The sequence below is a fragment of the Novosphingobium guangzhouense genome, from assembly GCF_002896965.1.
GTDB lineage: Bacteria > Pseudomonadota > Alphaproteobacteria > Sphingomonadales > Sphingomonadaceae > Novosphingobium > Novosphingobium guangzhouense.
This window is the reverse complement of the sequence record NZ_LYMM01000041.1, coordinates 18,412-43,966: the sequence shown is the minus strand read 5'-3', so window position 1 is coordinate 43,966 and position 25,555 is coordinate 18,412. Positions and strand designations below refer to the sequence as shown.

Below are 25,555 nucleotides of genomic sequence, written 5' to 3'. Positions count from 1 at the left end.
GGTTTGCCTTCACTCCTCGATCAGATGGAACTCTTCGAGCAGCTTGGCGATCTCGGTGCCTTCGAGCTTCTTCATCAGCAGCTTGCGCAGAAAGGCCGGTCCGGGAAGGTCGATACCCTTGCCGTCCCTCAGCGGACCGATCGCCGCCAACAGCGTACGGATGTCATAGGTCGAGTTGAAGACCTCCGGCACACCGCGCTCGACATTCATCAGCGTATAGACGGCCTCCATCGGGGTTCTCACCGAATATTCCGTGGTGAAGATGCAGTCCCGCTGCTTCGATTCCGCGAACTGGCCGATGAAGGCGAAGTTGACCGCGCCCTCCGGCACCACGTCCGGCCGGTCACCCGCCTGGCGCGGCATGAAGAAGGCGGTGATATAGGGCATCATCGTGGGCACGGTGCTGGCGCCGGAGGCTGCGAGTTCGGGAATGTCCTCGACCGGCACGCCGAGGTGATAGAGCCATTCCTGGGTGATCTCCTCGCCGGTGCATTCCTGCATCGGCTTCTTCACATAGTCGCCTGGCTTGTCGACGAAGAGCGCATAGAACCAGGCGATCATCTGGTCCTTGGGCTGCTTCTTGAAATGCGGCTGGCGATGAACCGTCCAGCTCAGCAGCCACGCCGAGTCCTTCACCGTGACGATACCCGCTGAGACGATCTTGCCGGTGAAGGGGTTCCGCTTCGTGATCTTCTCGACATAGGCCGGAATACGGGCATCGAGGGCAGTGATCGACGCGGAGGCCCATTTCGTTTCCGGGATATGGCCCCCGAATACATCGGGGCGACCGAAGGCCGGATCCTTGGCAGCTATCCGCCGCCACAGGTCCCAGGCCGGCGCCGGTCCCTCGTTCAGTTTCGCTGGCGTCTTGTGGTCGCCATTGTCCGAGTTCTCGGTCAGCGACCCGATCGTGATGAAGACGAGATCGTCTGGCCCGAGATCGACGCCGCCTTCGACGCCGCGCTCTTTCCAGTGAATGCGGGTCGCTTGCTTGCGGCCGGGCTGGATGTCGAAATCGACATCGGTGACCTCGACGCCGTAGCGGAACGTGACGCCGTGATCGGTCAGCCACTTCACCAGCGGCAGGACCATCGATTCATACTGGTTGTAGCGGTTGAACTTGAGCGAGGAGAAGTCGGCGAGACTGCCGATATGATGGATGAAGCGGTGCAGGTAGAGCTTCATCTCCAGCGCGGAATGCCATTCCTCGAAGGCGAACATGGTGCGCCAGTAGAGCCAGAAATTGCTTTTGAGGAAGTCTTCGCCGAAGACCTCGTTGATACGCTTGTTCTCCATCTCCTCGCGCGTCGCGAGGAAGACCGAGAGCAGGTCCTTCTGGGCCTTGTCGTTGAGCGTCAACAGCGCTTTGTCGGGCACGTCCTGGCCCTGGTTCTGCGTCGTACGCTGGAGCGAAAAGTTCGGATCGTCCTTGTTGAGCCGGTAGAATTCGTCGAGCACGCTGGCATCCTCGATCTCCAGCGAGGGGATCGAGCGATAGAGGTCCCACAGGCACTCGAAATGCTCCTCCATCTCGCGGCCGCCGCGAATGACGAAGCCCTTTTCGGGCACGTCCAGACCATCGAGCGCGCCGCCGGGGATTTCCAGCTCTTCCAATATGGTGATGCGGTCGCCCGAAACGCCGCCGTCGCGGATCAGGAAGGCGGCGCCGGCGAGCCCCGCGAGGCCCGAGCCGACGAACCACGCCGTCTTTTTGTCGGCGCCTTCCGGCTTGCGTGGACGGACAAAGGCTTCATAGTTTCCACTGCTATAATGCATGGCAAACTCCTGTTTTTCTTGTTGGGATCAGTCGGCGGGCTTGTAGCTGTAGAAGCCTTCGCCCGACGCGATGCCGAGCTTGCCCTTGTCGATGTAGTTTTCCTTCAGCCACGCGGCGAGCGACTGTGCGTGCTCATCACCGTGCGACAGGATGTTGTAGGGGGTGTTCAATCCGATGATGTCGTAGATCTGGAACGGCCCCATCGGCGCGCCGGTGGCGATCCGCCAGACCTTGTCGACATCTTCCGGCTCGGCATAGCCGCCGGCAGCCAGATCGGTGGCCGCGTTCAGGAACGGCACCAGCAGGGAGTTGAGGACGTAGCCCGCTTTTTCCTTGCGCACCGGGATCGGCACCATGCCGATCGCGGAGGAGAAGGCGATCAGGGTATCGAACACGGCCGGATCGGTGTCGTCCGTACCCATCACCTCGGCAGTGTTGAACTTCCAGATGCTGTTGGCGAAGTGCAGCGCCAGGAAACGGTCCGGGCGGCCGGTGAAGGCTTTGAGGTCGCTCGGCAGCAAAGTCGAGCTATTGGTGGCGAAGATCGTTCTGTCAGGCGCGAGCCCCGCCAGTTTCTCGTAGAGCGCCTGCTTGATCTCGAGCACTTCCGGAACCGCTTCGATGACCAGATCGGCATTCGCAACCGCAGCCCCAAGATCGGCGGTGAGCGTGATGCGTCTCGAAGCTTCGGCTGCCTTGCCGTCAGCCGCACCCGTCACCTCTTTCACGTAGGTTTCTACAAGCGTTTCGAACCGATGCCTCGCCTGGTCGAGTGCTTCGTCGCTGATCTCATAAGCGGTAACGTCAAAGCCACTATAGGCGGCCTGGAAGGCGATCTGGCTGCCGAGGACACCGGTGCCTAGCACCGTCACTTTCAGGATGTCGCTCATTCATTCTCTTCCTTGCGTCGGGTTTCATAGAGAAACGGCGCAGCGACTTCGGCGGGCACGCGAACCAGCTTGCCGGTAGCTTTCTCGATGAGCACCCATTGCGACAGGGCCGCGACGAGCGTCTGACCGTTACTGTCTTTGAACTCGACGCACCGGGCGTATCTCGCTCCGCGCGGCTTCCCTTCGACCCAGGTTATGGCAAAGGTCTCTTCGCCCGCCCGGATATTGCCGCGGTAATCGACCTCGTGCCTGAGCACCATAGCAACATAGGTGTCGGCATCCCTCGGACGCGCGGCTGTCAGCCAGTGCGCCACCGACACATCCTGAATCCAGGTCACCCAGACCGCATTGTTGACATGGCCGAGTTCATCGATGTCTTCTTCGGTTGCCTGGAAACGGATATGGAAGCGCCGACGTTCGTCCACTTTTCCAGCCAAGGGCACGCCTGAAGCATCGCAGCCGATCCTGCGGCGTCCTTCGCCAGGAAGGCTCATGACCGGGTGGATGGCGCATCGAGGCCTGCCATCGCGCGAAAGAAGCCGACAAGCATTTGCTCTCGGGGAATAGCGCCTTCGACATCGCCCTCGACCGCCAGTCCCATCCACAGTGCATAGAGGCCGATCCCGGTCTGCAGCGGCGGCAAGGCAGGCCGAAGCGCAAAGCGCCGCGTCAGATCCGCCACAAGTTCTCCGAACAAATGGTGGCAGGCGGCCTTTCCTTCGCGATGCCGTTCAGCGAACGCGGGGTCCCGCCGCGCATGAAGCTGCAATTCGATCGAAAGCAGCGACCAATGCTGTTCGTCAGCCAGCTTAGCCAGCCGCGCCGCAAGCACTTGCAGAGTCGCCTCGATATCATCGCCGGAGCAGTGGGCGACCAGATCGCGCAGAAGCACGACCTCGTCCTGGATATGAGCCTGCAGAATCTCGACCAGCAGATCGTCCTTGCTTGCAAAATTCGAATAGAAGGCCCCCTGCGAATGACCCGCTGCACTACAGATGTTGCGGATCGACATGGCCGCCACCCCTTCTTCCACAATGGACGAATGTGCTGCGGCGAGCAGCTTATCCCGCGTCTGGCGCTGCGTTTCCTTTCGCGTGAGGCGCATGAGCGATCGACCTCCAATTCAGCACGGCATGGAAACCTTTCACCCATGTCGGCGTTCACCGTAAAACCAGATATCACCTGATATCTCGAATGCAACGAAAATCCGGTTCGAAGGATCGCCCTTGGCTGAGACCTATATCCCCTACTCCACCAGCGTCGAAGTGCTCGGCGAAGACGAGGAGCGGCTCACCGCCGAAATCCTCGAAATCATGGCGAGCACCAACCGCAAGGCGTTCGAGCGCCATCGGCATGCGGTGCGCGACGCCCATGCCAAGAGCCACGGGTTCCTGAAGGGCGAACTCGTCGTCCCGGAACTGCCGGAGCATCTGCGCCAGGGGCTTTTCGCTCGCCCGGCCACCTATTCCGTGGTGATCCGCCTCTCTTCGGCGCCGGGCGACATCCACTCCGATACCATTCCCGCCCCACGCGGCATGGCGATCAAGGTGATCGGTGTCGATGGCGAGCGGCTTCTCCCCGAAGACCAGGGCCACAACCAGGATTTCCTGCTCGTCAACATCCCGACCTTGAGCTTCGGCACGATCGGTAAATATCGCCAGCTCATCGGCCTTCTGGAGCAGAATGCCCAGAACCCGGCCTTTCTCCAGCGAGCGATGGCTGGGGTCGCGCGCGGCGTGGAGGCGGCAGTCGAAGCGGTCGGCGTCGAGCCCGGCGCCACGCTGCGCGGGCTCGCTCGCGACAATAACCATCTGCTGGGCGAAACCTATCATTCGATGGCGGCGATCCGCTTCGGCGACCATATCGCCAAGATCAGTGCCGCGCCGTTCTCCGACAACGTCCGTGCACTGACCGGCAAGGATGTCGGCGCGGTTGAGGATTCCACCATGCGCGATCTGGTGGTTGAACATTTCCGCGAGCAAGGCGCAGAGTATCAGCTCCGTGCTCAGCTCTGTGCCGATCTCGACAGGATGCCGGTCGAGGACGCCGCCGTGCTCTGGCCGGAAGACCTTTCGCCGCACCAGCCGATCGCGACCCTGCGCATCCCGCCACAGGAGGCCTATTCGCCGGCGCGGCGCGTCTACGGCGATGATGTGCTGTCGTTCAATCCCTGGCACGGTATCCGCGATCATCAGCCACTCGGCTCGATCATGCGCGTGCGCATCGCCGCCTATGAACGATCCACCCGCTACCGCCATGAGATGAACGCCCAGCCTCGTGTCGAGCCGACAAACATCGACGCCATCCCGGACTGACGCACCGATCGTCACACGCAATCACGAAAGGAGGCCAGCCATGGCCGAAACCGAAGACACCCCGCAGATCGACGAAACCCGCCTTCAAGCCATCCGGCGGCGGATCGAGGAAGTGGCCGGCGACGCGCCGCAGCTCGCCAAGCTCGCCCTTGAGCAGATGGTGACGAAGCACAATCCCGACCTCAAGGGCACGGCGGGCTCGGCTGGCCGTGTCGGCGCCCAGTCCGGCAATGTCTCCGAGCTCACAGCCATCGCAAACTTGAAGCCAGGCGGCGCGGACCGGCTGAAACGCATCTTCGGGCTGGTGAACGGCAATTTCGATGGCGCACAGAAGGTCGGCACGCTCCACAATATGCGGTTCGTGTTCTTCGACAACGACACACGAATCCTGTTCGCCACCGCCTATGACGGCGACTGGGACACCTATATCAACGACTTCGCCACCAAGATCCCCGACCTGATGGACCTGCTTTTCGCTTCGGTCGAAGGTTGGCCTGGCATCGCAAGCCCCAAGGTCAAGGATTTCATCGCCGAGCATCAGATCACCGCTGCCGGCTGGTTCGTCGCCAACCCGCAGGTGACCGTCGTCGACGTGCGCCGCCTTCAGCGGATGGAACATGCCGTCAACGAATTCCTGGACAAGGTGGGCTGAGCCATGGCGATCCTTCAGAAACTGAAAGAGCGCTTCCGGCGCGACAGCGTTACGCTCGATCTGCACGACATTCAGGCGCTGATCCTGCGAAGCCGGCCCGAGCCTTATGTCGGTATCCACGCCATGCTCCATTTCGACGAGGCGGAGGGCGCGCGCGATCTTCTCGGCCGGCTCGCGCCCCATATCGCATCTGCCGACAACTGGAGCGAGGATCTTGATTTCTGGATCGGGGCCGCACTCAGCTTCGAGGGGCTGAAGGCGCTCGGCGTTCCCGAAGCGCAGCTCAAGACATTCCCGCTCCCCTTCCAGCAGGGCATGGCCGCACGCGCGGAGCAGCTTCGCGACTTCGGGCCCAACGCGCCGGAAAACTGGGAAGAGGTGTTCAAGCCCGGCAACTGCCATCTCGCGCTGACTATCTACGCCGTGGATGATGCTGCGCTCGATAAGGCGCTGGCGACGGCGCGCACCGAACTCGACCGGAGCAGCGGCGTGACCCTGCTCGGCGAGCATCGTTTCGGCGCGCCGGATGGCGCGAAAAACCCGTTCGGTTTCCGGGATTCGATCTCCCAGCCCGCCGTCGAGGGTAGCGGCGTCGATCCGCTGCCGGGCGAGGAGCGCCCGATCAAGGCGGGCGAGTTCATTCTTGGATATGAAAGCGAGAACGGCCAACCGCTTGGCATGCCCGAGCCCGCCGGGCTGGGCAAGAACGGCACCTTCGTCGTTATGCGCAAGTACAACAGCCGGGTCGGCTGTTTTAACGCCTTCCTCAAGGCGCATGGCGAGACGCCGGAGGAACGCGAGCTATTAGCCGCCAAGATGTTCGGTCGCTGGCGGTCAGGCGCTCCACTGACGTTGTCGCCGGATCATGACGACCCGGACCTCGGCGCCGATCCGCAGCGCAACAACGACTTCAATTTCAAGGACGACCCCAAAGGCCGCGTTGTGCCGCTTGGCTGCCATATGCGCCGGCTCAATCCCCGCGACTCCGAGTTGACGCTGCTCACCGACGTCAACATTCACCGCATCATCCGCCGTTCCTCGACCTTCGGGCCGGTTTATTCCGAGGATGTGGCGCCGAAAGACGATGCCAAAGGCGATCGCGGCCTCTTCTTCATCTTCATAAGCGCGCGCTTACGACACGATCGAGTTCATGCAGCAGGAATGGATCAACCGCGGCAATTTCGTCGACCTCGGCGAGGAGCGCGATCCAATCGTTGGTCTGCATGAGGAGGACGGCCGGTTCACGATCCCGCAGGCGCCTGCGCGCAAGCGCATCGACGGTGTGCAGACCTTCAATGTCATGAAGGGAGGCGAATATCTGTTCATGCCAAGCCTATCGGCGCTTAAGTGGTTGGCAGAACAACGCTAAAGCTATTCACCTGATTGTCGGTTGAGATTTGAAGTGTGCAGAGTGACCCGGAAAGTGCGGGGCTGTGCGGAAGGTTAAGTGAGTGGGAGTTGAGTTTCGGCAAGGCTGGGGATGGTTGGTCCTTGTGGCGCTTACGATTTCGACGACCGGCGATGAAATCACGTTGCTGACGTTGATGTTCCGCACTGCCGAGAACGCATCCGGCTATGCGGTGCCGACGCTGCTGACCGCGGAGCTGCTACCCGGTCTGATCGCCGCACCCTGGGCGGGCCGCTTGATCGACCGCCGGGAGGCGGCCCGCATTCTGGTCATGGTGTCAGTTCTGCAAGCGGGCGTGATAGCATTTATCGCCTATTATCCCATGTTCACGCTCGCCGGGGCCGCGCTGTTGAGCGTGCTGTTCACGATCAGCAGCGCCGCAACATTCGCGTTGATTCCAGTGCTGGCGAGCGGCTTGGAATGACCTCGCACTCGCCAATTCCCTTATGGAAATGGTTCGCAGCCTTGGAATGCTCGCTGGTCCAGTCGCTGGGGGCGTACTGGTGGGATGGATCGGATCGCGCAATGCGCTTTTAGCCGATGCCGCCAGTTATGCCCTTTTGGCCCTCGTCGTGATGGCGAGCAGGCTTCGCCGCAAGCCACAACGGGACGATCAGGAGGAAGAGACCCTGTTCGCGGACTACCTGCCGCTGCTCCGCAATCGACGGTTGATGGTGGTTACGGGTGCGCTCAGCCTCGAAGTGTTTGCGACCGCCATAGCCGACGTTGCTTTCGTGTTTCTCGTGATGGTGACGCTGGGAGCGGGCCGACCGCGTTTGGAATGCTGACGGCACTATGGGCGGTTGGGATGTTGATCGGCGCTGGGCTGGCCGAAAGGGTTTTGGCCATAGGGTCGGACTGGCGGCGTTCGGCACGGCCGCTGTCATGGGCGCGACCATGCTGTGGATCGGCCTTGCGCCGATCGGGCTGGCAATCGTTGCCGTCGCCTTCATCCTAGGCGGCGGCGCAAACAGCATCCACAACGTCGCTGTCCGAACCTTGTTCCAGTCGGAATGCCCGCCCGCCGATCATGGCAAGGTCGCCGCGATCTATGGTGCGGTGACACGCACCGCCGTAATCGGCGGCTATGTTGCTGGCGGCTTCTTTTTTGTGCCGAATGATGCGCCAACCGCCTATCTCGTGGGCGGCCTGCTGGGCGTTGTCGCGGGCTTAGTCGGATGGCGGATATTCAATCGTAGATGGAGCGCAGCACCAATCAAAGCATCGACGCGCCAAGATTGACCTGATTGTCGTGCCCCTCCGCTAACGGCTATACCAATCAGGTGGCGTGATTGAGGCGCGGTGCGGAACGGACACGATAGCGACGCCCTAATGATGTAAGGCAGAAAATATATGACCTTTCAGTTTGATCCATCATTCGATGCAGAATCACTCCACATGCCGGGAGATTCTTTGATCGAATTAGACCAGATAGAGAGTTCATTAGGAATATTGCTGCCGTCTGAGCTTCGTGATTTATTTATTGAATTCGGATCAGCGATAGTTTTCAATAAGGATGTTGAATTTCCTGCGGAAAAATGCGCCTATTCCGATGATTCAGGAAGAATTGGCGTTTCAGTTATATATGGCCCTGTTGACGGAAGCTCAGGAATAATTCGCATAAACGAACAATTATCCATGCAGATTCCAAAAACATCTGTGGTTTTTGCGGAAATCGGTCTGGGCAATATGCTGTTAATTGACAGAATTGATGGAAAGATATCCGTATGACTGCACGATGAAGCTCTGCCTTCTAGGGCGATAACCCCCGTATACGACAGCTTTCATGACTTTATCGATGCACTGGTAGCCTTCGATCCTCCTCCCCTGCCCAGTTTAAAGGAATTGGGATTGGACTTGAAAGCGATGGGGATAGAAGAGGAGTAGCTAGATGTTACGGTTCGGCGCTGACGGAAACCACATCATTGGCGGCGGCTCGGCCGGCTGCGTCATGGCCAACCGCCTTTCTGCTGATTCGGATAAAGCTGTCTGCCTCATCGAGGCGGGGCCGCGCGATCGCAATCCCTTCATTCACATGCCGCTTGGCGTCGGCGTCATTGCCCGCACGGGATGGGTGAACTGGAACTGTGAGACCGAAGTCGAGCCTCACCTTAACAACCGGCGGCTCTATTGGCCGCGCGGCAAGACGCTGGGTGGCAGCAGCTCGATCAATGCAATGGTCTACATTCGCGGCGATCGGGCGGACTATGAGGGCTGGGGGGCGGCCGCCGGAGCTGACTGGGACTGGCCGCGCATGCGCGAGCTTTTTATCGCGCTCGAAAACAATCAGGCTATCCACGACGAGCATCATGGCAATGCCGGGCCACTTTGCGTCTCCAATCTTGGGCGAGTGAACCCACTTACGGAAGACTTCGTCGAAGCTGGGGTGGAACTGCACTACCCGCGAAATCCCGACTTCAATGGCGTGAGCCAGGAAGGCTTTGGTGTCTATCAGGTGACCCAGAAAGACGGGCAACGGTTCAGCACGGCGCGAGCGTTTCTCGATCCGGCTCGCTCGCGCAAGAATCTCGCCATCGAAACGAACGGCCTCGTCGAACGGATACTGTTCAAGGACCGTCGCGCCATCGGGGTCCGCGTCGGCGGCCGGGACCTGCTGCTGCGCCCCGGTGGAGAGGTGATCCTTTCGGCTGGCGCGGTCAATTCGCCGCAGATTCTGATGCTGTCGGGCGTCGGCTCGGCGAGCGAACTCAGGCAGCATGGCATAGAGATCGTTCTGGATGCGCCCGAAGTCGGAGCCAATCTCGCCGATCACCTCGACTATACGGCTGTGGCAACCACGGCCGATCGCGAAGGATTTGGGGTGGCGCCCAGTTTCCTGCCTCGTGCGATACGCGGCGCATGGAGCTATTTCCTTCATCATGAAGGCGAATTGACGTCAAATGCCTCGGAGGGCGGCGCTTTCCTCAAATCCGACGCCGGCCGGGAGCGGCCCAATCTTCAATTCCATTTCCTGCCGGCGATCCTGCGTGACCATGGCCGCAAGACAGCCTTCGGCTACGGAATGACCGTGCATGTCTGCGACCTTCTACCGAAGAGCCGCGGCAGGATCGGGCTCAAGATCGCCGATCCCACGGCTCATCCGCGCATAGAGGGCAATTATCTCAGTCATCCCGATGATGTGGGCGTCTTGCTGAATGGCGCGAAGCTAGCCCGCAAGCTCCTTCATGCGCCGGCGCTCGCCCGTCACTTGCGCGAGGAGGTGCGACCGGGACCCGCGGTCCAGACCGACGAGGCTCTGATCGACGACATCCGCGCGCGCGCTGAAACAATCTATCATCCGGTAGGAACATGCCGCATGGGCAGTGACTCGGCATCCGTGGTCGATCCGGCAGCCCGTGTACGTGGCATTGACGGTTTGCGCGTGGTCGATGCATCGATCATGCCGTCGATCGTGTCGGGCAACACTAACGCGCCTACCATGGCGATCGCGGAAAATGTCGCGCAAATGATGATCCGGCCTTGAGGAAGAATGGCGATGAGGTTCAGTTTCGTATTGGCAGCCATGCTGCTACTTGCAGCATCTGCGTCCGTCGAGGCACAGCGCGCTTCTTTCGGAGTGTGGAAGAATCCGCAGGACAGCGTACATGTGCGAGCCCAGCCGTGCGGAAGCAGAATGTGCGGGGTCGTGGTCTGGGCAAGTGACAAAGCCAAGGCGGATGCGCGGCGCGGCGGGACAAACGATCTGGTAGGTCTGATCCTGTTTCGCGATTTTGTTCCTGAAAAGAAGGGCGTGTGGCGCGGCAGTGTTTTTGTACCCGACATCGGCCAAACCTTCTCTGGAACAATCACCACGCTCGACGATCGGCGGATGGAGGGAAAGGGGTGCCTGACAGGGCGGATCATGTGCAAATCGCAGATATGGACGAAAGTGAACTGAAATCCGTCCAATCATCGTCTGACCGAGAGCGGCAAGCCAAGGATTTTAATAAGACACATCAAAAGCTTCTACGATAAATTGAAGAGGCGCGGAGCAGGAAGCGGGCATGGCGACAGCGATGTGTGCAGCCGCCACGGGATCAATTCGGCGACGGGCATGCGACTTGGTCAGCGTAAGCAGGCGGATAATCCGTTATTGATCGTCGCGGCCAGAAGACGGTCCGCTGCGGCAGCGGCTGCACGAACAGATTAACCTAATGGAAATCACACGATAAGCGCCCCGCCTGATGCGCCCGACGACACATTCCGCCGCTAGCAGGCATCCCCCCGGAAATTCCAGCAATCTACGCACGCCCAAAATCCGTAGCGTCCGATAAACTCTGCCGGAAAGGAGGACTGTCCCACAACAAGCTATCAGGGGTTTTCCGACATGCTTATAGGCTACATGCGCGTCTCTTCCACAGATGACCGGCAATCGGTCGATCTTCAGCGCGATGCGCTGATCGCAGCCGGCGTCGATAGCCGGCATCTCTATTCCGACAAGGCATCCGGCGCTCGCGAGGACCGGGCGAGCCTGCGGGCCTGCCTCGAATATCTCGCAGCCGGCGATACGCTGGTCGTGTGGAAACTGGATCGGCTCGGCCGCTCCCTGCCGCATTTGCTGTCGATCCTGACCGATCTCAGGGAGCGTGACGTGTCATTCCGGTCATTGACCGAGCAGATGGACACGGGAACGCCGCATGGCGAGCTGCTGTTTTCGCTGTTCGGCGCGCTGGCCCAGTATGAACGGGCATTGACGCGCGAGCGCATCATGGCAGGCCTTGCGGCCGCCAGACGGCGCGGGCGCTACGGTGGCCGCCCGCGAACGATCGATGCGGAAAAGCTCGATCAGATCACCGCCGCCCTTGCCGGTGGCGCTAGCAAGTCGTCGATCAGCCGCACGTTCAACGTGCCCCGATCGACCCTCGCAGATACGCTCGCGCGGGCCGGATGGCTCAAACCGCCGCGCCTTGCGTAACGACAAAAACATAATTATATTTCCGTAATGCCATCCATGCGCTTCTCCTGGCACCCGGCCAAAGCCGAGAGCAATCTGAAGAAGCACGGCGTCAGCTTTGCGATCGCTACTCGTGCGTTCACAGATCCTTTCGCGCTGAGCGATCAGGATCGGATCGAAGGTGGCGAGCGACGATGGCAAACCTTGGGCCTCGTGGAAGGGCATCTGCTCCTCCTCGTGGCCCACACTGTCGTCGAGCAAGACGATGACGGCGAGTATGTGGAGATCATTCATATCATTTCGGCTCGAAAGGCCGATCGAACGGAAAGGCGACGTTATGAAGAAGAAAGACGCTGATACCGTCCGTTTCCAACTCGATCCGGACAATCTGCCGCCGTTGACCGAAGCGCAACAGGCCGAACTGGATGCCCTGCAGGCGATGCCGGATAGCGGGATCGACTATAGCGACTCTCCGGCGCTGACAGAGGATTTCTGGCGGAACGGGCAGCGTGGGCGCTTCTATAAGCCCATCAAGCAGCAGGTGACGGCACGCCTTGATGCTGATGTGCTCGCCTGGCTCAAATCGCAGGGTAAGGGCTACCAAGCCCGCATGAACGCCATACTTCGCCGTGAGATGCTGGCGACCGCCAGAAGGCAGGAAAAGCCACGTTAATTTAGATAGTTAGGCTATCGGTTATCGTGATATAATCGTACATGGATTTACCCCAGAAAGCGTTTGGCAAGTCGGATCAGACGCGCTGCCCGGCCCGAATAGGGAGGAAAGACGAGAGGCAGAGCGGAGAAGCGGTTCTGGAGAACGGCGCGCTCATGACTGAAAGTCCGGAACCCGTGATGGCCATGTGCCGCCCCGATCCCGGAATTGTTCACACCGCCGAACGGCAGATGATCGTGGACGTATTGGACGATGGTAAGGTTGACGCCTGCACTGCCGGAAGTCGTGGCCGCCAGGATATGATCCACTCTCGCCCGGTCACGATCGAACACATAAAGCGCCAGCGGCTTGGGTCTTGCGTTGATCCGACCGATCACGGTTTCAATGTCATCATAGGTCAGGACCGGCAGGACGGGACCGAATATCTCCTCATGGTCGATCGCCGCCTCGGGAGCGATCGCCTCCAGCACTGTGGGCGCCAGCGCCCTTCCCTGCCTTTCGCCGCCGACAATGATCCGCCCGCCCTTGGCCAGGGCATCCGCAATCAGGCCCCCCAGTCTGTCCGCATGGCGATCATTGACGATCCTTGCGAGATAGGGGCTCGTCATGCCCGAACCATAAGCGGCGGCGATCCGGCGGCGCAGCGCTTCCACGAACCGGTCGCGGATCGAAGCGTGGACGAACACATGATCGGGCGCGATGCAGGTTTGACCGGCATTGGAGAATTTGCCGAAGGCGATCCAACTGGCGGCCGTCTCTATGTCGGCATCCGGTCCCACGATCGTGGGCGACTTGCCACCCAGTTCCAGCGTAACGGAGGTCAGGTGGCGGGAGGCTGCCTGCATTACGACTTTCCCGACCTCGGGGCTGCCGGTGAAGAAGATATGATCGAAGGGCAGCGCGAGCAGGGCCTGAGACATCTCCTTCCCGCCGAGGGCGACGGTAACCAAGTCTGGCGGAAATGTGTCGGCGATCAGCCGCGCGATGACGCCCGAGGTAGCAGGTGTCATCTCCGAAGGCTTCAGGATAGCGCTGTTGCCGGCAGCAAGGCAGGACACAAGCGGCCCCAGGCAGAGATTGAATGGGTAATTCCAGGGCGCGATGATAAGGCACACGCCGCGTGGCTGCGGCACGATCCGTCCGGCCGTGCCGAAACCGATCAATGTCGGTCCGACATGGACTGGCCGCATCCATCGGCGCAGATTACGACGGCTGTGGCGGATTTCCTGCATGACCGGAAGAATTTCCGTCAGAAACACTTCGGCCTCCGGCTTGCCGAAGTCGGTCGCCATGGCCTGGACGATCTCCCCTTCGAACTTTCGTATGGCAGCCGCGAGGCGCGCCAGCGCAGCGCGTCTTTCAGCAAGGCCAAAGCGCATCCGGCGCTCGTCCGACATTGCCTTTTGCGCGGTGAAGAGCATTTCCACCGGGCGGCCATCACAGGGTTCCTGCGAAATCGAATGGCTCTCTTCAATCATTTCATTCTCGTCGAAAACATGACCTTCGCGCGAGTCTTACGAGCGCAAAAGCAATAAGGAACTACACGAACATGTAGTATCGACCCGACATGCCTGGGAACCGAATGGACTCCAACGCTGCTTTCGCGACTGGCGGAAACGGCACTTCGCCGTGTGGAATTGACCGCGCGCGTCAGCCTGCTGCGCGCACCTTGCGGCTACGGCAAATCGGCGACGCTCGCGGCCGGTTGGAAGGAGGCGGCGGACACTGGTCGCCCGGCGCTTTGGGCAAGTCTTGCAAGCGACGACACAAAGAAGGGCACCCTGCGTCGCCTCGCCTTTCAGGCCGGAACCGCCGCGGACATCGAGTCCATTCTCCAATGGATATGGCATCAGGACAGGCCCGGGATTATTTGCCTCGATGATGTTCAGGAAGCGCCGCATCTCGAAACGCTGACAAGAGACATGATGGATGCTCTTCCCGATGATTGGCGAGCGGTCCTTGCAACCTCCGCCCCCTGGGGATTTGGCGTCCTCAACGCTGACTGGCAGGAAGTCGGCCCCGATGCCCTGGCCTGCCGCGCCCAGGATCTGAAGGAATTGATCCGGGTCCCTTCAGCCCTCGACCGGATCATATCGGACACACAGGGTTGGCCCGCATTGTGCCGCATCGCGGGCCGTGTATCCTACCGGATGCAGCCACTGCATTTATGGCCCGAGATCATCTGTTATCTCGATCAGATGGTGTTGGCGCCCTTATCGCCCGCTCTGCGCACATGGCTGAAAAAGGCGGCATTAATCGCTCCCCTCGATGCCGAAAGCCACGATTTTGCCCTGCGCGTCCACGACGGCGCGCAATGGATCGCACGTGCGCAACGCGAATGCCTCCTATTGAGGCCGGACAGTGACGGAATGTTTGCGCTCAATCCGGCGCTGCGACACCATCTTGCCTTGAGCGGACAGTCGCAGCTTCGTTCCTCTCCAAGCCATCTTCTAAAACGTGCGGCTTTTCATCACTGGCGCGCCGGCCGGCCAGCGCAAACGATAGCGCTTTCGCTGCGGGCCGGCGATCCGGCCTGGGCGCGGGGGCTGGGCGGTGAGATCGTCATGGATGTCGCCCTGCGACAAGGCCGTATCGATGAGTTGGCCCATTGGCTCGAGGGCGTGCCCGACACAGCGTTGCTGACCAATCCCATGGCTGGCCTGGGAAAGATATGGGCCCTTTCCTTCCAGCAGCAGCATGCAGGGGCGACGCACCTTTTGAAGTTGCTGTCACGCACGGATGCGCATGAGGAATTGCTGACGCTGCTCGGTGCGACGACAGCGGCGCTGAGGGACGATGTCGTCCGGGCGGAAATGCTCTGCCGGCAATGGCTCGAGCTGCACGCCCGGGAAAATCCGATGATGAAGGCCTCCGCCCTGGCCTGCCTCGCGAGCATCGTGGCGAGCCAGTCGAACGCGGCCGAGTTCGCGGCACTACGTCCCCTACTGGATCAAGCCTGTGCCCTGGCCGATCAGGGCTTTTCCCGCGACTGGGCAAAGATTGCCGAAGTGCTGCTCCTGCTGACGCAGGGGCAGATCATTCCCGCACGAAATAGGATCGACGCGCATCTGACGGATATGGTCTCCCCGGTCGCCGAGCAGACGCTGAAAACATTGCGCCTCGCTGTGCTGGCCGAAAGCGGCGTGCCTCTGGCAGAACTGGAATGGCCGTTGCTTTTCTGCGACCAGATCGTCGACGTCCGCATTCATACGGCACGGGCCATATTACGGGCCGCTCGTCTGGCCGGAGATGCGGACCTCTGCGAAAAAATCCTGACCGAACTGAACGTGAAAGCCGTACGCGACCACATGCCGCGACTGCAACTCATGGCCGATATCCTGACTGCGGAACATGAAATCGCGTCGGGTCGATCGGTCACCATCCCCAATATTCCCAGGAACGACGCCATCACTTCGGCTCACCTCGCCATTGCGGACGTCGAGTGCATGCTTCTGTCTGCGACGCGGGCGCTTGCCGACGGGAAGGATCACCTCGCGCGCCAATTGACGGACCGTATCCTGGCCCGCATCCGCAGGGCAGGATGGCAACATATCATACTCAAAACCCTCATGCTGCGTTCGGTGCTGCATCTACGTAAAGAGGCGCTGCAACTTTCCATACGGTCAGCGGAAGAGGCCTCGGAAATTCGCGACAGCACAGGACTGAAGGAAACAGCGCGGGAGTTCCGGAATATCCTGGAGCATATTCACGCGGGATGGGCCGTAAAGGCGAGGTTTGATCGGTCCGCAGCACAACATCACTTGCCGAGTTCACAACATACCGAAGGATCCGACCTGTCTCGCCGCCAACTCCATATCCTCGGCCTGGCGCGGGATGGTCTTACGAGCGCGGAGATCGCCAACATATTGGGTATCGGCGAAGATGGCGTAAAATGGCATTTTCGCGCGATCTTCAAGTGTCTCGCTGTCAACAGGCGCACCCAGGCCGTCGCCACGGCGATACAGCGCGGTCTCCTTCACTAAACGATCTCCCACGTCACAAATAGAGGCAGGCATGCTGTTGCGCGGCCTCCCGCAAGGCAAGATCAGCAATCCATTCTTAGTCGACTCTCGTTGCCGCCCTCGCCAGCATGAGATCCACGAGAAAGTCCAGAAGCTCTCCGCTTGCGACCTCGTGCGGTTCGAGCAGGCCCTGGAACATGCTTCCCTCGTGGACAGCCAGGATCAGTCGCGCGATGCGCGGGAGGCCCCGGGCAACGATGCGGGAGTCCTCGCGAAGGATGTCGGCGAGCGCGCCCTCGATGATGGCGAGGATCCGTCCTTGCCGTTCGGCATAGTGGCTCGCCATGGCAGGATGGCGCAAGGCATAGAGGCCGAACTCGGCCTGGAGCAGATACCAGTCCCGATCGAACGGATAGCTGGCGATAAAGGCCTTGAGGAAATTGTCGGCCGTCGAGCCGGGCATGGACAGGGCGCAAGCGGTCGCCTCCTCCAGCCTCGACTGCAAGCGCTCGATCACCCGGTCATAGAGGGCGAAGAACAATTCGTCCTTGGATCGGAAGCTGGAATTATAGGCCCCCCGGCTCAGACCGACGCGCTCGCAAATATCTTCCTGGGTGGAGCCATGGAAGCCACGTTCGGCGAAGGCCTCGAGAGCGCCATCCAGGATGCGCTCCCGGGTCTGCGCCCGGGTCGGGCGCGTTCGTGCCGGGCGGCGGCTCACGGGATCACGGGCGGGAGCATTTCGATACAAATATGTATTGAGTCGGTTGGATGTCAACGTTACCGTGCGGGAGCAGGAGACGTTCTTCATGACCTTGCGATGTTCGATGCTGGTTGCCGCGCTGGCGACTGCGGTCTGTCAGGGCGCGCAGGCGCAAACGATCGACAGGCTTGATCTCGATTATCGAAGCGCCCAGGCGAGGCTGCTCGAGCGGTCGGACGCGATCCAGGGCGCCGACGCCGATGTGCGCAGCAAGGAGGCCCAGAAAGGCTCCACGAGCACGTTGCGGCGTCCGACCGTCGAGTTCGAAGGACAGATGATCCGCTATCAGAAAACCCTCTATCTGCCGCTCGGCCCGCTGGCGGACGTGGCCCAGGATTATTCCATCTCTGACCCCCTGCGCTTCGAGATCGAGCGCACCAGCACCCGGCCGATCGTGACGGCGACGCTGCCGCTCTATTCCGGCGGCCAGATTCCCGCCGCCCAGGCGGGCGCCGCGGCGCAACTGGGACAGTCGCGCGCCGAACGCCAGATCGTCATCGACAACGGTCTGTTGCAGATGACCCAGCTCTATTTCGGCCAGCAGTTGCTCGAGCGCGTGCGCGATGTTCGCCGTGATGCGCTTGCGGGATTAGAGCGGCATGTCGCGGACGCCCTCAAGCTCGAACAGGAAGGGTTCATAAGCCGGGCCCAACGCCTCCAGGCGCAGGTAGCGCGCGACGACGCCGCGCGCGAACTGGAAAAGGCGCAGGCCGATCTCGCGAGTGCGCAGGTAGCGCTTGCCGGCGCGCTGCGGGCGCCGTCCGGCGTCGATCCCGTCTCCCCGATCTTCGTGATCCGTCAGCCGCTCCGTTCGCTCGACACCTATGTGGACGCGGCCCTGCGCGCCCATCCCCAACTGGATCGGCTCGGCGCGCTGGAAGACCAGGCTGAAGCGGGGGTGGCCCTTCAGCGCGCCAAGCTCCGGCCTACGATCTATGGCTTCGCCCAGTATAATTTCGATCGGCGCGACACGCTGTTGACCGATCCCGACTGGTCGGTGGGCGTCGGGCTGCGCTACACGCTCTTCTCCGGTGTGGGCCGCTCGCAAGCGGTGCAGGCCGCGCGGGAAACGGTGACGCAAGCCAATGCGGGCCTGCGCGAAGCCCGCACCCAGATCGAAATCGGCGTCACGCGGTCCTGGAACGATGCGGAAGCCGCGCGACGGCGGTTTGAGCTGACCGACACGGCCATCACTGCGGCGCAGGAGAATCTGCGGGTCCAGACCCTCGGCTATCAGGAGCAGCAGACAACCTCGCTCGACGTGATCGATGCGCAGCTCGGTCTTGCCCGCTCCCGGATCCAGCGCGCCCAGGCCGGATATGATTTCGTTGTCGCGCTCGCCCAGCTTCTCCACGTCAGCGGTCAGATCGCCACATTGCCGGACTATATCGACCAGGGTGAAAGGGTCACGCCATGACCGCCACATCGGAAACCCTGGTCACCCCGGACGAGACGGCTCCGCCGGTTCCGACCGGGCGGAAGCGCAAGTTGCTGCCGCTCATTGCTTTCCTCGTCGTGGTCATTCTCGGCCTCGGTCTCTGGCTGGCCTATCGCCCGGTTCCCGATCAGCTCCAGGGCATGGTCGAGGCCCGCGAACTGCGGATCACGAGCAAGGTCTCGGCTCGGATCACGGCCTTTCATGTCGAGGAAGGCCAGCCGGTGAAGACGGGACAGCTGCTCTATACGCTCGACAGTCCCGAGGTCGAAGCCCGCTCCGAACAGGCCGGCGGCGCGCTCGCCGCCGCGCAGGCGAATGCGGACAAGGCCGATGAAGGCGCACGGCCGGAGGATATCCGGGCTGCCGAGGCCCAGTGGCGACGCGCGCAGGCGGCGGCGGACCTCGCCCAGACCACCTATCAGCGCACCGAGCGCCTCTTTGAACAGGGTGTGCTGGCGGGGCAGAAACGCGACGAGAGCCGCGCAAACGCCCTGGCCTCCAATGAAGCGGCCCGAGCGGCGCGCGCGCAATATGATCTGGCGCTGGCCGGGGCGCGGCGACAGGATCGGCAGGCCGCGAGCGGACAGGTGCGCCAGGCGCGCGGCGCCCTGGCCGAAGTCGAGGCGGCCGAGAAGGAAACCCGGGTGTTCGCGCCGTCGGACGGTGAGATCGGACGCAGGCTGGCGCAGTCGGGCGAACTCGTGCCGCAGGGATTTCCCGTCTTCGTCCTGACCGACATCGATCATCCCTGGGTGACGCTCACCCTGAGAGAAGATCAGTTCAGTGCGATCCGCCGGGGACGGGTCCTGACCGGCCGCATACCTGCGCTCGGCGATCGTTGCGCCCAGTTTCGGGTCTTCTACATCGCGCCCGCCGGCGATTTCGCGACATGGCGCGCGACCCGCCAGTCGAGCGGCTTTGACGTGAAGAGCTTTGACGTGCGCCTGTCGCCCGTGTCGCGGGTCGATGGGCTGCGCCCCGGCATGACGGTCCTGTTCGACTGGCCGCAATGATCCGGGCCTTCGTCGATAGCGCCCGGCGCGAAACCGCCTTCCTGCGCGGCAGCGTCTGGGATCTGGCGCTGGTCACCTGGCTGCCTCTGCTGCTGCTGGCGATCGTCGCGGTCCAGTTGTCGGCAGGCGTCATGCGGAACCTGCCGATCGTCGTGGTCGACGAGGACGGCGGCGGCGTCGCGCGCGACCTCACCCGCAAGCTGGAGGCGTCACCCGGGCTCAAGGTCGCGGCGCGGCCACCGGACATGGCACAGGCCGAGCATCTGGTCCGCTCCAACGCCGCCTATGCCGTGGTCCTGATCCCGCGTGATCTCGAGCGCACCGTGCTGCGCGGCGAGACCGGCAAGATCCTCCTCTTCTACAATGCGAGCTATTCCACGCCCTCGGGTTCGGTGTTGCGTGAAGTCGGCACCGTGGTCCAGGCCCACGCAAAGGCCTTGGCCGGGGAGCAAAGCGCCGCGATCGCCGGTCCCGCGCGTGTGCGGCCGCAGCCGGTGAGCGTGCAGAGCCGGATCCTCTACAACCCGCAGGCCAGTTACGAGCTGCAACTCGTCGCCCTGATCCACCCCGCACTCCTGCACCTGCTGTTCATGATCGCGGTCGTGAGCGCGCTCGGTCGCGAGCTGCGGGACGGGACCATCGGAGCATGGCTTGCAGGGCCTCGAGGCGAGGCGGTCGCCGCCGTCGCCGGCAAGATCGCGCCCTATATCCTCATCTTCCTGCTCTGGGGGGCGCTTGCGACCGGCTATCTCGCGGTCTACCGGGGCTGGCCCGTGCAAGGGAGCGTGGCGATGCTGATGGGCGGCTATCTCGCCCTCTATCTCGCCTATGCGGGCATGGCCTTGTTCATCGTCGGGGCCACCCTTTCCATGGGGCAGGCGCTGTCGATGACCGCCCTCTATGCGGGCGCTTCCTTCGCCTTCGCCGGGGCGATCTTCCCGATCGAGTCGGCCTCCGCCTTCGCCCGGCTATGGAGCGCGCTGCTGCCTTTTACCCGCTTCGCGCGGCTGGTCGCGGAGCAATGGATGATCGGCGCACCCGTGCTCGCATCTCTTGGATCGATCCTGGCGCTGTTTGCCTTTCTCGTCGTCGGCTCGGGCGCCGGGCTGCCGCGCTATGTCTCGGCGCGGATGAGCCCGGAGGTCTGGGGACGACGATGATCGGCCGCGCCTTCCTCGCTACCTTCCGCGCCGTTCTCTCCGACCGCTCCGCCTTCATGCTGATCGTCGTGTCGACGATCCTCTATTCCTTCTTCTACCCTTCAGCCTATTCCGGGGAGGTCGCGGTCCGCATTCCGGTGGCCGTCGTCGATCTCGACGACAGCGGCGCAAGCCGCAGTCTCGTGCGCCGGATCGCAGCGCTCCAGCAGGCCGATCTTGCCGCGCGCCCGGCCTCTCCAGGAGCCGCCCGGCTCTGGCTCGAGACGACCGGCGCAGGGGCCGTGGTCATCATCCCCGAGGGGTTCGAGCGACATATTCTGAACGGCGCCCAGGGCACGGTCGCGCTCTACGGCAACGGCGCCTATCTGCTGCGCAGCAGCACGGCGCTGTCAGGCATCGGCCTGGCGGTCACCACGATCGCCGGCGAGGCGGCGAGCGATCAGGCCATGGCGCAGGGCGCACCCGCCCGCCCTGCCCTGTCGCTCGTTCAGCGCCCGCTGTTCAACACGCGCGAAGGCTATGGCAGCACGGTGTTCCCCGGGGTCGGCTTCCTCATCATTCACCAGACCCTGCTGATGGGCCTGACGATGCTCGCCGCCACCCTGCGCGAGACACTGGGACGCTTTCGTCTGCCCTCGCGCACCCTTATCGGAATTGCCCTGGCCTTCTTCGTGATCGGCTGGGCCGACGTGGCCTATTATGCGGGTTTTGTGTTCTGGTTTCAGGACTATCCCCGCGCCGCCGGCTCTCCTGGCGCCTTGATCGTGGGCGGCAGTTTGTTCGTGGGCGCGACTGTGGCGGCGGCGCTTGCGCTGGCCAGCCTCTTCCGGACACGGGAACGACCCCTGCAACTGTGGATGGGCACGTCGCTCGCCATCTTCTTCCTCGCGGGTCTCTCCTGGCCGGCGGAGGCGACGCCGGCCTGGCTGGCGCTCCTCGCGCGCCTCCTGCCAACCACCGCGGGCATTCATCTCATGGTCGGGCTCAATCAGATGGGCGCGAGCCTTGCCGAGCAGACGCGGGAGGTGCTCAACCTCGCCATCCTCATTCTGGTCTACGGAGGCCTGGCCTGGTGGCGCTTCACGAAGATTTCCGCGCCGGACCTTCAGCCTCTCAAGCCTGACTGACGCCTCAATGGAACGAGATCGTCAGGGGCACCCCAAGTGCAACCCTCTCGCCCCGGCCGACGCGACCTTGGCGCAACCCAGGGGGAGGTGTTCGAAGCGGACCTCTGCAGGGCTTCATCAGATAGAGATCACCGAGATGGGGATAAACCGGAGGCTGCCTCGACTATTGCTCTGCTTTCGCCGCCGCGAGGATCGCGGCCTCTACCGGCGCCCAGGTGGGGTCCGCAGGCGAAAGCATGTTGAAGTGGCCCGCATTCTCCAGGGTGATCACCGTCGCCTTATCGCCGGCCGACTGTGCGGCTGCTGCATAGGCTTGCGCGGCTGAAGGCTCCAGCACGACGGAAGCGACCATGAATTGAGGCACGGCCAGAGGCAGCCATTCGATCGGATTTGCCTGACGGTAGCGGCCCGCCTGTGCGTCAGGAGCGCCCCCGAACAGGTTGACGAAGATCGGGCGGCCGCAAATATCCTTGTCGAACCCGTACAGGGTTCGCAGGTCGCCTGGGCCGTCGATGGCGACCGCGGCGGAAACCTTCAGTGGATCAGCGCCGCGGACCTCGCTGTCGGCAGGCAATCTGGGACGGGCCGCCAGCCACAGGGCAGCGTGGGCGCCGGCCGAATGTCCCACCGTCACCACATGCTTCAGGTCCAGAGGCTGGGTTCGTGCCAGCACCCTCAAGTGATCGAGCGCCGCTCCCCAATCCTGGAAGGTCCCAGGCCACCCGCCGCGGGTGTCACCAACCTGTCGATACTCTATATTCCATGTCGCCACGCCCTTGTCCGTCAAGGCGCTCGCCAACGGCGCCGTGCCTGCCAGTGTCTCATAGCCTTTGGTCCAGCAGCCACCGTGAATGACCATGACGACGGGAAACGGGCCAGGACCTGCAGGCAAGCGCAGTTCACCGATCTGCAGAGGATCAGGACCATAGGCCTCGACGAGCGTCGGAGCGGTGACGGGAAGGGCGTGGAGTTGGGGCGGTCCGATCAGCGCATGTTGGTTATCCGACGGCGTCTGCGCCCAAGCGGTGCTCGTGACAATCAAGACTGTAGCCAGGCCTAATGAACGGTATCGCATGATCTACCTCTTTCATGCATCTTCCCGCTCCGACGTTACCAGCCAGTTCGTCAAATGTGAGAAGACAGCGATTCGTCATTAGATAACATGGTTCGCTATATTCTTTTCGGAAACACCATTCCGTCATCGAGTGGGCAAAGCGATAGATGAAATCCCGTTTCTGGCGCAAAGCATATGGCGGCTATGCGCGATCACGGTAGCCTTGATCATGGAAGTGATACGTCAGGCGACCAAAGAGCTGTCTAGATTTCATTGTCGTCGTGAATTGCGGTTTCAGAGGATCGTGGGTTTTATCTCACTTGGCTATCCATGCTTCGACCAGCTTGACCGCATCCTCTACTGTTTTGACCTCACCGGCGGCTTCATCCGGGATAGTGAGTCCGAATTCGTCTTCAAGCGCCATCACAACTTCCAGCACATCGAGACTATCCACGCCGATGTCATCGTAGAAAGACGAAGCAAGGGCAATCTGATCCGGATAGACGCCGAGCTGACGGCTAATGATCCTGAAAACTCGGGGAGCGATTTCTTCCATCACAAAGCCCTCGCGCGGACACTATCGGCTAGGAAACAGGGCAGATTCTCGTAAACTCAATCATCGCAGAGCAACGATATTGTCCTGCGGCCAGTAAATTCATCATGCCTTGCTGAGCATTTTCTCGGCGCTCGTTTTCACAAAATCCGAAATCTGTCCTGACATCATTTTGAGGAACAGCGGTACGCTGACGTCGCCGCGAATCTCGCTATCCTCAATGTCGAGTTGCACCGGGATATTCTGCCCCATCGCCCCGATGACCAAGTGTAGTGCGTAGTCCGATACCCACTCGGAACTGAGCGAACCGCCTCCCGGGATATGCGCTGCCAGCTTGGGCAGGCCGGCCTCGATCCTGCTCTTCGCTTCGATTTTACCAAGGCTGTGCGGGATAACGACTTCCATATCTTCTTTCCTGTTCAGGCCGTCCGATCGACGAGCAGCAAGGTCGATGTCGCGGAGGCATAGAGTTTGCCGGCCATGTCGATCAGACGCGCCTCGGTATGCGCCACCCTCTTGCCCATCGACACCACCTGGCCGATTGCACGGACCATCCCGACCCTGTCGGTCAAGGGCGCATGATAGGCGACCTTGAGTTCGAGCGTGACGCAGTTGATGGGCACTTGGGCCGCGGAGTTCGCCGCGATGCCGCAGGCCGAATCCAGCAGCGTCGCGGCATAGCCACCATGGGCGATGCCCATGAAATTGTAGGTCTGCGAGGTGGGCGTCGCGACAAAGACGACCTTCCCCTCCTCCGCCTCAAGCAGATCGATGTCGAACAGGTCCATCATGGGCGGCCGGGTGCCGGCCGCCATAAACTGTTCGATCTCTTCCAGACCGGTCATCGCTTACCTCAAAGCTTTTCGGTCAGTTCAGGAACGATCTTGAAGAGGTCGCCGACCAGGCCGATATCGGCGACCTGGAAGATGGGCGCGTCCTCATCCTTGTTGATCGCGATGATGGTCTTGCTATCCTTCATGCCAGCAAGGTGCTGAATCGCACCCGATATGCCGACGGCGACATAGACTTCCGGCGCCACGATCTTGCCGGTCTGGCCGACCTGAAAATCGTTGGGCGCATAGCCAGCATCGACCGCCGCGCGGCTTGCGCCCACACCCGCGCCCAGCTTGTCGGCCAGCGGATCGATCACGCCATGAAACTGCCCGGCCGAGCCCAGCGCTCGCCCGCCCGAGACGATGATTTTGGCCGAGGTGAGTTCCGGGCGCTCGGACTGGGCGATCTCGGCACCCACGAAGCTGGAAAGTCCCGCATCCGTGCCCGTCGCAGCCTCGATACTGGCCGAGCCACCCTCGCGGGCCGCCTTCTCGAAGGCTGTGCCACGCACCGTGATAACCTTCTTTGCATCAGACGACTGGACCGTCGCGATCGCATTTCCCGCGTAGATGGGACGCGTGAACGTGTCAGCGCTTTCCACCGACAGGATGTCGCTGACCTGCATCACATCAAGCAAGGCCGCCACGCGCGGCGCGATGTTCTTGCCATTCGAAGTGGAAGGCGCCACGAACGCGTCATAGCCGCGCATCAGGTCCGCGACGGCCGGCGCGACATTCTCGGGCAAAGCGTGTTTGAACGCCGCATCGTCGAACGTTACGACTTTGGCGACACCCGCGACCTTCGCAGCAGCCTCGGCCACGCCGCCGATGCCCGCACCGGCAACCAGCAGATGGACCTCACCAAGTTTGGCAGCGGCGGTGACGGCCGATAGCGTCGCATCCTTGACCGACGCATTGTCATGTTCAACCCAGACGAGCGTATTCATAACTTATTCTCCGAGAAATCCGCCCCCGCTTCATCTCTGTGCGCACAGGATGAAGCGGGGTGCGCCGTCACTTGCATGGGAGAGGTTCGGCAAGTT

29 protein-coding genes are annotated in these 25,555 nt (G+C 61.8%); 18 read left to right on the top strand and 11 right to left on the bottom strand.

The window, feature by feature from the left end; translation table 11 throughout:
• Nucleotides 1–9: 9 nt before the first annotated feature.
• The 4 genes from A8V01_RS15880 to A8V01_RS15865 are packed head-to-tail and all read right to left on the bottom strand — an operon-like array spanning nucleotide 10 to nucleotide 3,772.
• Nucleotides 10–1,776, bottom strand: coding sequence for an oleate hydratase (locus A8V01_RS15880; RefSeq protein WP_103096776.1), 1,767 nt, complete (start codon nucleotides 1,774–1,776; stop codon nucleotides 10–12).
• A gap of 27 nt (nucleotides 1,777–1,803) precedes the next feature.
• Nucleotides 1,804–2,667 carry a 3-hydroxyacyl-CoA dehydrogenase gene (locus A8V01_RS15875; protein ID WP_004207023.1) on the bottom strand — a complete coding sequence of 288 codons (864 nt, stop codon included), beginning with the start codon at nucleotides 2,665–2,667 and terminating at the stop codon, nucleotides 1,804–1,806.
• The gene (locus tag A8V01_RS15870; RefSeq protein ID WP_004207018.1) at nucleotides 2,664–3,161 is read right to left on the bottom strand and encodes an acyl-CoA thioesterase; all 498 of its coding nucleotides are present in this window, start codon (nucleotides 3,159–3,161) and stop codon (nucleotides 2,664–2,666) included. The genes A8V01_RS15875 and A8V01_RS15870 overlap by 4 nt, the downstream gene beginning before the upstream one ends.
• A complete protein-coding gene (locus A8V01_RS15865) occupies nucleotides 3,158–3,772 on the bottom strand; it encodes a TetR/AcrR family transcriptional regulator (RefSeq protein ID WP_103096775.1) in 615 nt (204 codons plus the stop codon). Before A8V01_RS15865 ends, A8V01_RS15870 begins: the two co-directional genes overlap by 4 nt.
• Before the next feature lie 160 nt (nucleotides 3,773–3,932).
• Here A8V01_RS15865 and A8V01_RS15860 point away from each other — a divergent pair, with 160 nt between their 5' ends.
• The 13 genes from A8V01_RS15860 to A8V01_RS15820 all read left to right on the top strand — a co-directional run bounded on the left by A8V01_RS15860 (nucleotide 3,933) and on the right by A8V01_RS15820 (nucleotide 12,609).
• Nucleotides 3,933–4,982 (top strand): catalase family protein, encoded by a 1,050-nt coding sequence (locus tag A8V01_RS15860; protein ID WP_245892588.1) that lies wholly within the window; start codon nucleotides 3,933–3,935, stop codon nucleotides 4,980–4,982.
• 40 nt (nucleotides 4,983–5,022) lie between these two features.
• Nucleotides 5,023–5,634 (top strand): hypothetical protein, encoded by a 612-nt coding sequence (locus A8V01_RS15855; protein WP_017503242.1) that lies wholly within the window; start codon nucleotides 5,023–5,025, stop codon nucleotides 5,632–5,634.
• Nucleotides 5,635–5,637: 3 nt separating this feature from the next.
• Entirely contained in the window at nucleotides 5,638–6,861 is a 1,224-nt protein-coding gene (locus A8V01_RS15850; RefSeq protein ID WP_245892586.1) for a Dyp-type peroxidase, read from the top strand.
• Nucleotides 6,785–7,003 carry a hypothetical protein gene (locus tag A8V01_RS29295; protein ID WP_245892584.1) on the top strand — a complete coding sequence of 73 codons (219 nt, stop codon included), beginning with the start codon at nucleotides 6,785–6,787 and terminating at the stop codon, nucleotides 7,001–7,003. Before A8V01_RS15850 ends, A8V01_RS29295 begins: the two co-directional genes overlap by 77 nt.
• A 124-nt stretch (nucleotides 7,004–7,127) precedes the next feature.
• The gene (locus A8V01_RS29290) at nucleotides 7,128–7,466 is read left to right on the top strand and encodes a hypothetical protein (RefSeq protein ID WP_017503244.1); all 339 of its coding nucleotides are present in this window, start codon (nucleotides 7,128–7,130) and stop codon (nucleotides 7,464–7,466) included.
• A gap of 28 nt (nucleotides 7,467–7,494) precedes the next feature.
• Entirely contained in the window at nucleotides 7,495–7,830 is a 336-nt protein-coding gene (locus A8V01_RS29285; RefSeq protein WP_237235359.1) for an MFS transporter, read from the top strand.
• A gap of 97 nt (nucleotides 7,831–7,927) precedes the next feature.
• Nucleotides 7,928–8,284 carry an MFS transporter gene (locus A8V01_RS29280; RefSeq protein WP_245892582.1) on the top strand — a complete coding sequence of 119 codons (357 nt, stop codon included), beginning with the start codon at nucleotides 7,928–7,930 and terminating at the stop codon, nucleotides 8,282–8,284.
• Between the two features lie 111 nt (nucleotides 8,285–8,395).
• Entirely contained in the window at nucleotides 8,396–8,773 is a 378-nt protein-coding gene (locus A8V01_RS28240; protein ID WP_146037283.1) for an SMI1/KNR4 family protein, read from the top strand.
• Between the two features lie 160 nt (nucleotides 8,774–8,933).
• A complete protein-coding gene (locus A8V01_RS15840) occupies nucleotides 8,934–10,526 on the top strand; it encodes a GMC family oxidoreductase (protein ID WP_025290602.1) in 1,593 nt (530 codons plus the stop codon).
• A 12-nt stretch (nucleotides 10,527–10,538) separates the two neighbouring features.
• Entirely contained in the window at nucleotides 10,539–10,940 is a 402-nt protein-coding gene (locus A8V01_RS15835) for a DUF2147 domain-containing protein (RefSeq protein WP_004207001.1), read from the top strand.
• A gap of 429 nt (nucleotides 10,941–11,369) precedes the next feature.
• Complete coding sequence (locus A8V01_RS15830; RefSeq protein WP_025290601.1) at nucleotides 11,370–11,957, top strand: recombinase family protein; 588 nt, start codon at nucleotides 11,370–11,372, stop codon at nucleotides 11,955–11,957.
• Between the two features lie 36 nt (nucleotides 11,958–11,993).
• The gene (locus A8V01_RS15825) at nucleotides 11,994–12,293 is read left to right on the top strand and encodes a BrnT family toxin (protein WP_228221671.1); all 300 of its coding nucleotides are present in this window, start codon (nucleotides 11,994–11,996) and stop codon (nucleotides 12,291–12,293) included.
• The gene (locus A8V01_RS15820; protein WP_004206995.1) at nucleotides 12,274–12,609 is read left to right on the top strand and encodes a BrnA antitoxin family protein; all 336 of its coding nucleotides are present in this window, start codon (nucleotides 12,274–12,276) and stop codon (nucleotides 12,607–12,609) included. Before A8V01_RS15825 ends, A8V01_RS15820 begins: the two co-directional genes overlap by 20 nt.
• Before the next feature lie 47 nt (nucleotides 12,610–12,656).
• Here the strand turns inward: A8V01_RS15820 and A8V01_RS15815 are convergent, their stop codons facing one another.
• Nucleotides 12,657–14,087 (bottom strand): aldehyde dehydrogenase family protein, encoded by a 1,431-nt coding sequence (locus A8V01_RS15815; RefSeq protein WP_103096774.1) that lies wholly within the window; start codon nucleotides 14,085–14,087, stop codon nucleotides 12,657–12,659.
• A 153-nt stretch (nucleotides 14,088–14,240) separates the two neighbouring features.
• On the opposite strand from A8V01_RS15815, the gene A8V01_RS15810 reads away from it, so the two are divergent.
• Nucleotides 14,241–16,592 (top strand): helix-turn-helix transcriptional regulator, encoded by a 2,352-nt coding sequence (locus A8V01_RS15810; RefSeq protein ID WP_103096773.1) that lies wholly within the window; start codon nucleotides 14,241–14,243, stop codon nucleotides 16,590–16,592.
• A 76-nt stretch (nucleotides 16,593–16,668) separates the two neighbouring features.
• Here A8V01_RS15810 and A8V01_RS15805 read toward each other — a convergent pair whose 3' ends face one another.
• Nucleotides 16,669–17,292 (bottom strand): TetR/AcrR family transcriptional regulator, encoded by a 624-nt coding sequence (locus A8V01_RS15805; protein ID WP_025290597.1) that lies wholly within the window; start codon nucleotides 17,290–17,292, stop codon nucleotides 16,669–16,671.
• 46 nt (nucleotides 17,293–17,338) lie between these two features.
• On the opposite strand from A8V01_RS15805, the gene A8V01_RS15800 reads away from it, so the two are divergent.
• Genes A8V01_RS15800 through A8V01_RS15785 form a run of 4 tightly spaced genes read left to right on the top strand, consistent with a single transcriptional unit; the run spans nucleotide 17,339 to nucleotide 22,072 of the window.
• The gene (locus A8V01_RS15800; RefSeq protein ID WP_245648743.1) at nucleotides 17,339–18,751 is read left to right on the top strand and encodes a TolC family protein; all 1,413 of its coding nucleotides are present in this window, start codon (nucleotides 17,339–17,341) and stop codon (nucleotides 18,749–18,751) included.
• Nucleotides 18,748–19,785, top strand: a complete 1,038-nt coding sequence (locus A8V01_RS15795; RefSeq protein ID WP_004206989.1) for an HlyD family secretion protein — start codon at nucleotides 18,748–18,750, stop codon at nucleotides 19,783–19,785. The genes A8V01_RS15800 and A8V01_RS15795 overlap by 4 nt, the downstream gene beginning before the upstream one ends.
• Nucleotides 19,782–20,945 (top strand): ABC transporter permease, encoded by a 1,164-nt coding sequence (locus A8V01_RS15790; protein ID WP_004206986.1) that lies wholly within the window; start codon nucleotides 19,782–19,784, stop codon nucleotides 20,943–20,945. The genes A8V01_RS15795 and A8V01_RS15790 overlap by 4 nt, the downstream gene beginning before the upstream one ends.
• Nucleotides 20,942–22,072: an ABC transporter permease gene (locus tag A8V01_RS15785; RefSeq protein WP_004206985.1), complete on the top strand. Its 1,131-nt coding sequence runs from the start codon at nucleotides 20,942–20,944 to the stop codon at nucleotides 22,070–22,072. The genes A8V01_RS15790 and A8V01_RS15785 overlap by 4 nt, the downstream gene beginning before the upstream one ends.
• 163 nt (nucleotides 22,073–22,235) lie before the next feature.
• Here the strand turns inward: A8V01_RS15785 and A8V01_RS15780 are convergent, their stop codons facing one another.
• From A8V01_RS15780 to A8V01_RS15760, 5 genes are all read right to left on the bottom strand, one after another.
• A complete protein-coding gene (locus A8V01_RS15780) occupies nucleotides 22,236–23,147 on the bottom strand; it encodes an alpha/beta hydrolase family protein (RefSeq protein ID WP_004206984.1) in 912 nt (303 codons plus the stop codon).
• 295 nt (nucleotides 23,148–23,442) lie between these two features.
• Nucleotides 23,443–23,682, bottom strand: coding sequence for an acyl carrier protein (acpP, locus tag A8V01_RS15775; RefSeq protein WP_004206981.1), 240 nt, complete (start codon nucleotides 23,680–23,682; stop codon nucleotides 23,443–23,445).
• 102 nt (nucleotides 23,683–23,784) lie between these two features.
• On the bottom strand, nucleotides 23,785–24,084 hold the full coding sequence (locus tag A8V01_RS15770) for a polyhydroxyalkanoic acid system family protein (RefSeq protein ID WP_004206980.1): 300 nt from the start codon (nucleotides 24,082–24,084) through the stop codon (nucleotides 23,785–23,787).
• 14 nt (nucleotides 24,085–24,098) lie between these two features.
• Nucleotides 24,099–24,524, bottom strand: a complete 426-nt coding sequence (locus A8V01_RS15765) for a PaaI family thioesterase (RefSeq protein WP_103096772.1) — start codon at nucleotides 24,522–24,524, stop codon at nucleotides 24,099–24,101.
• 8 nt (nucleotides 24,525–24,532) lie between these two features.
• A complete protein-coding gene (locus A8V01_RS15760) occupies nucleotides 24,533–25,459 on the bottom strand; it encodes an electron transfer flavoprotein subunit alpha/FixB family protein (protein WP_004206978.1) in 927 nt (308 codons plus the stop codon).
• Nucleotides 25,460–25,555 lie beyond the last annotated feature (96 nt).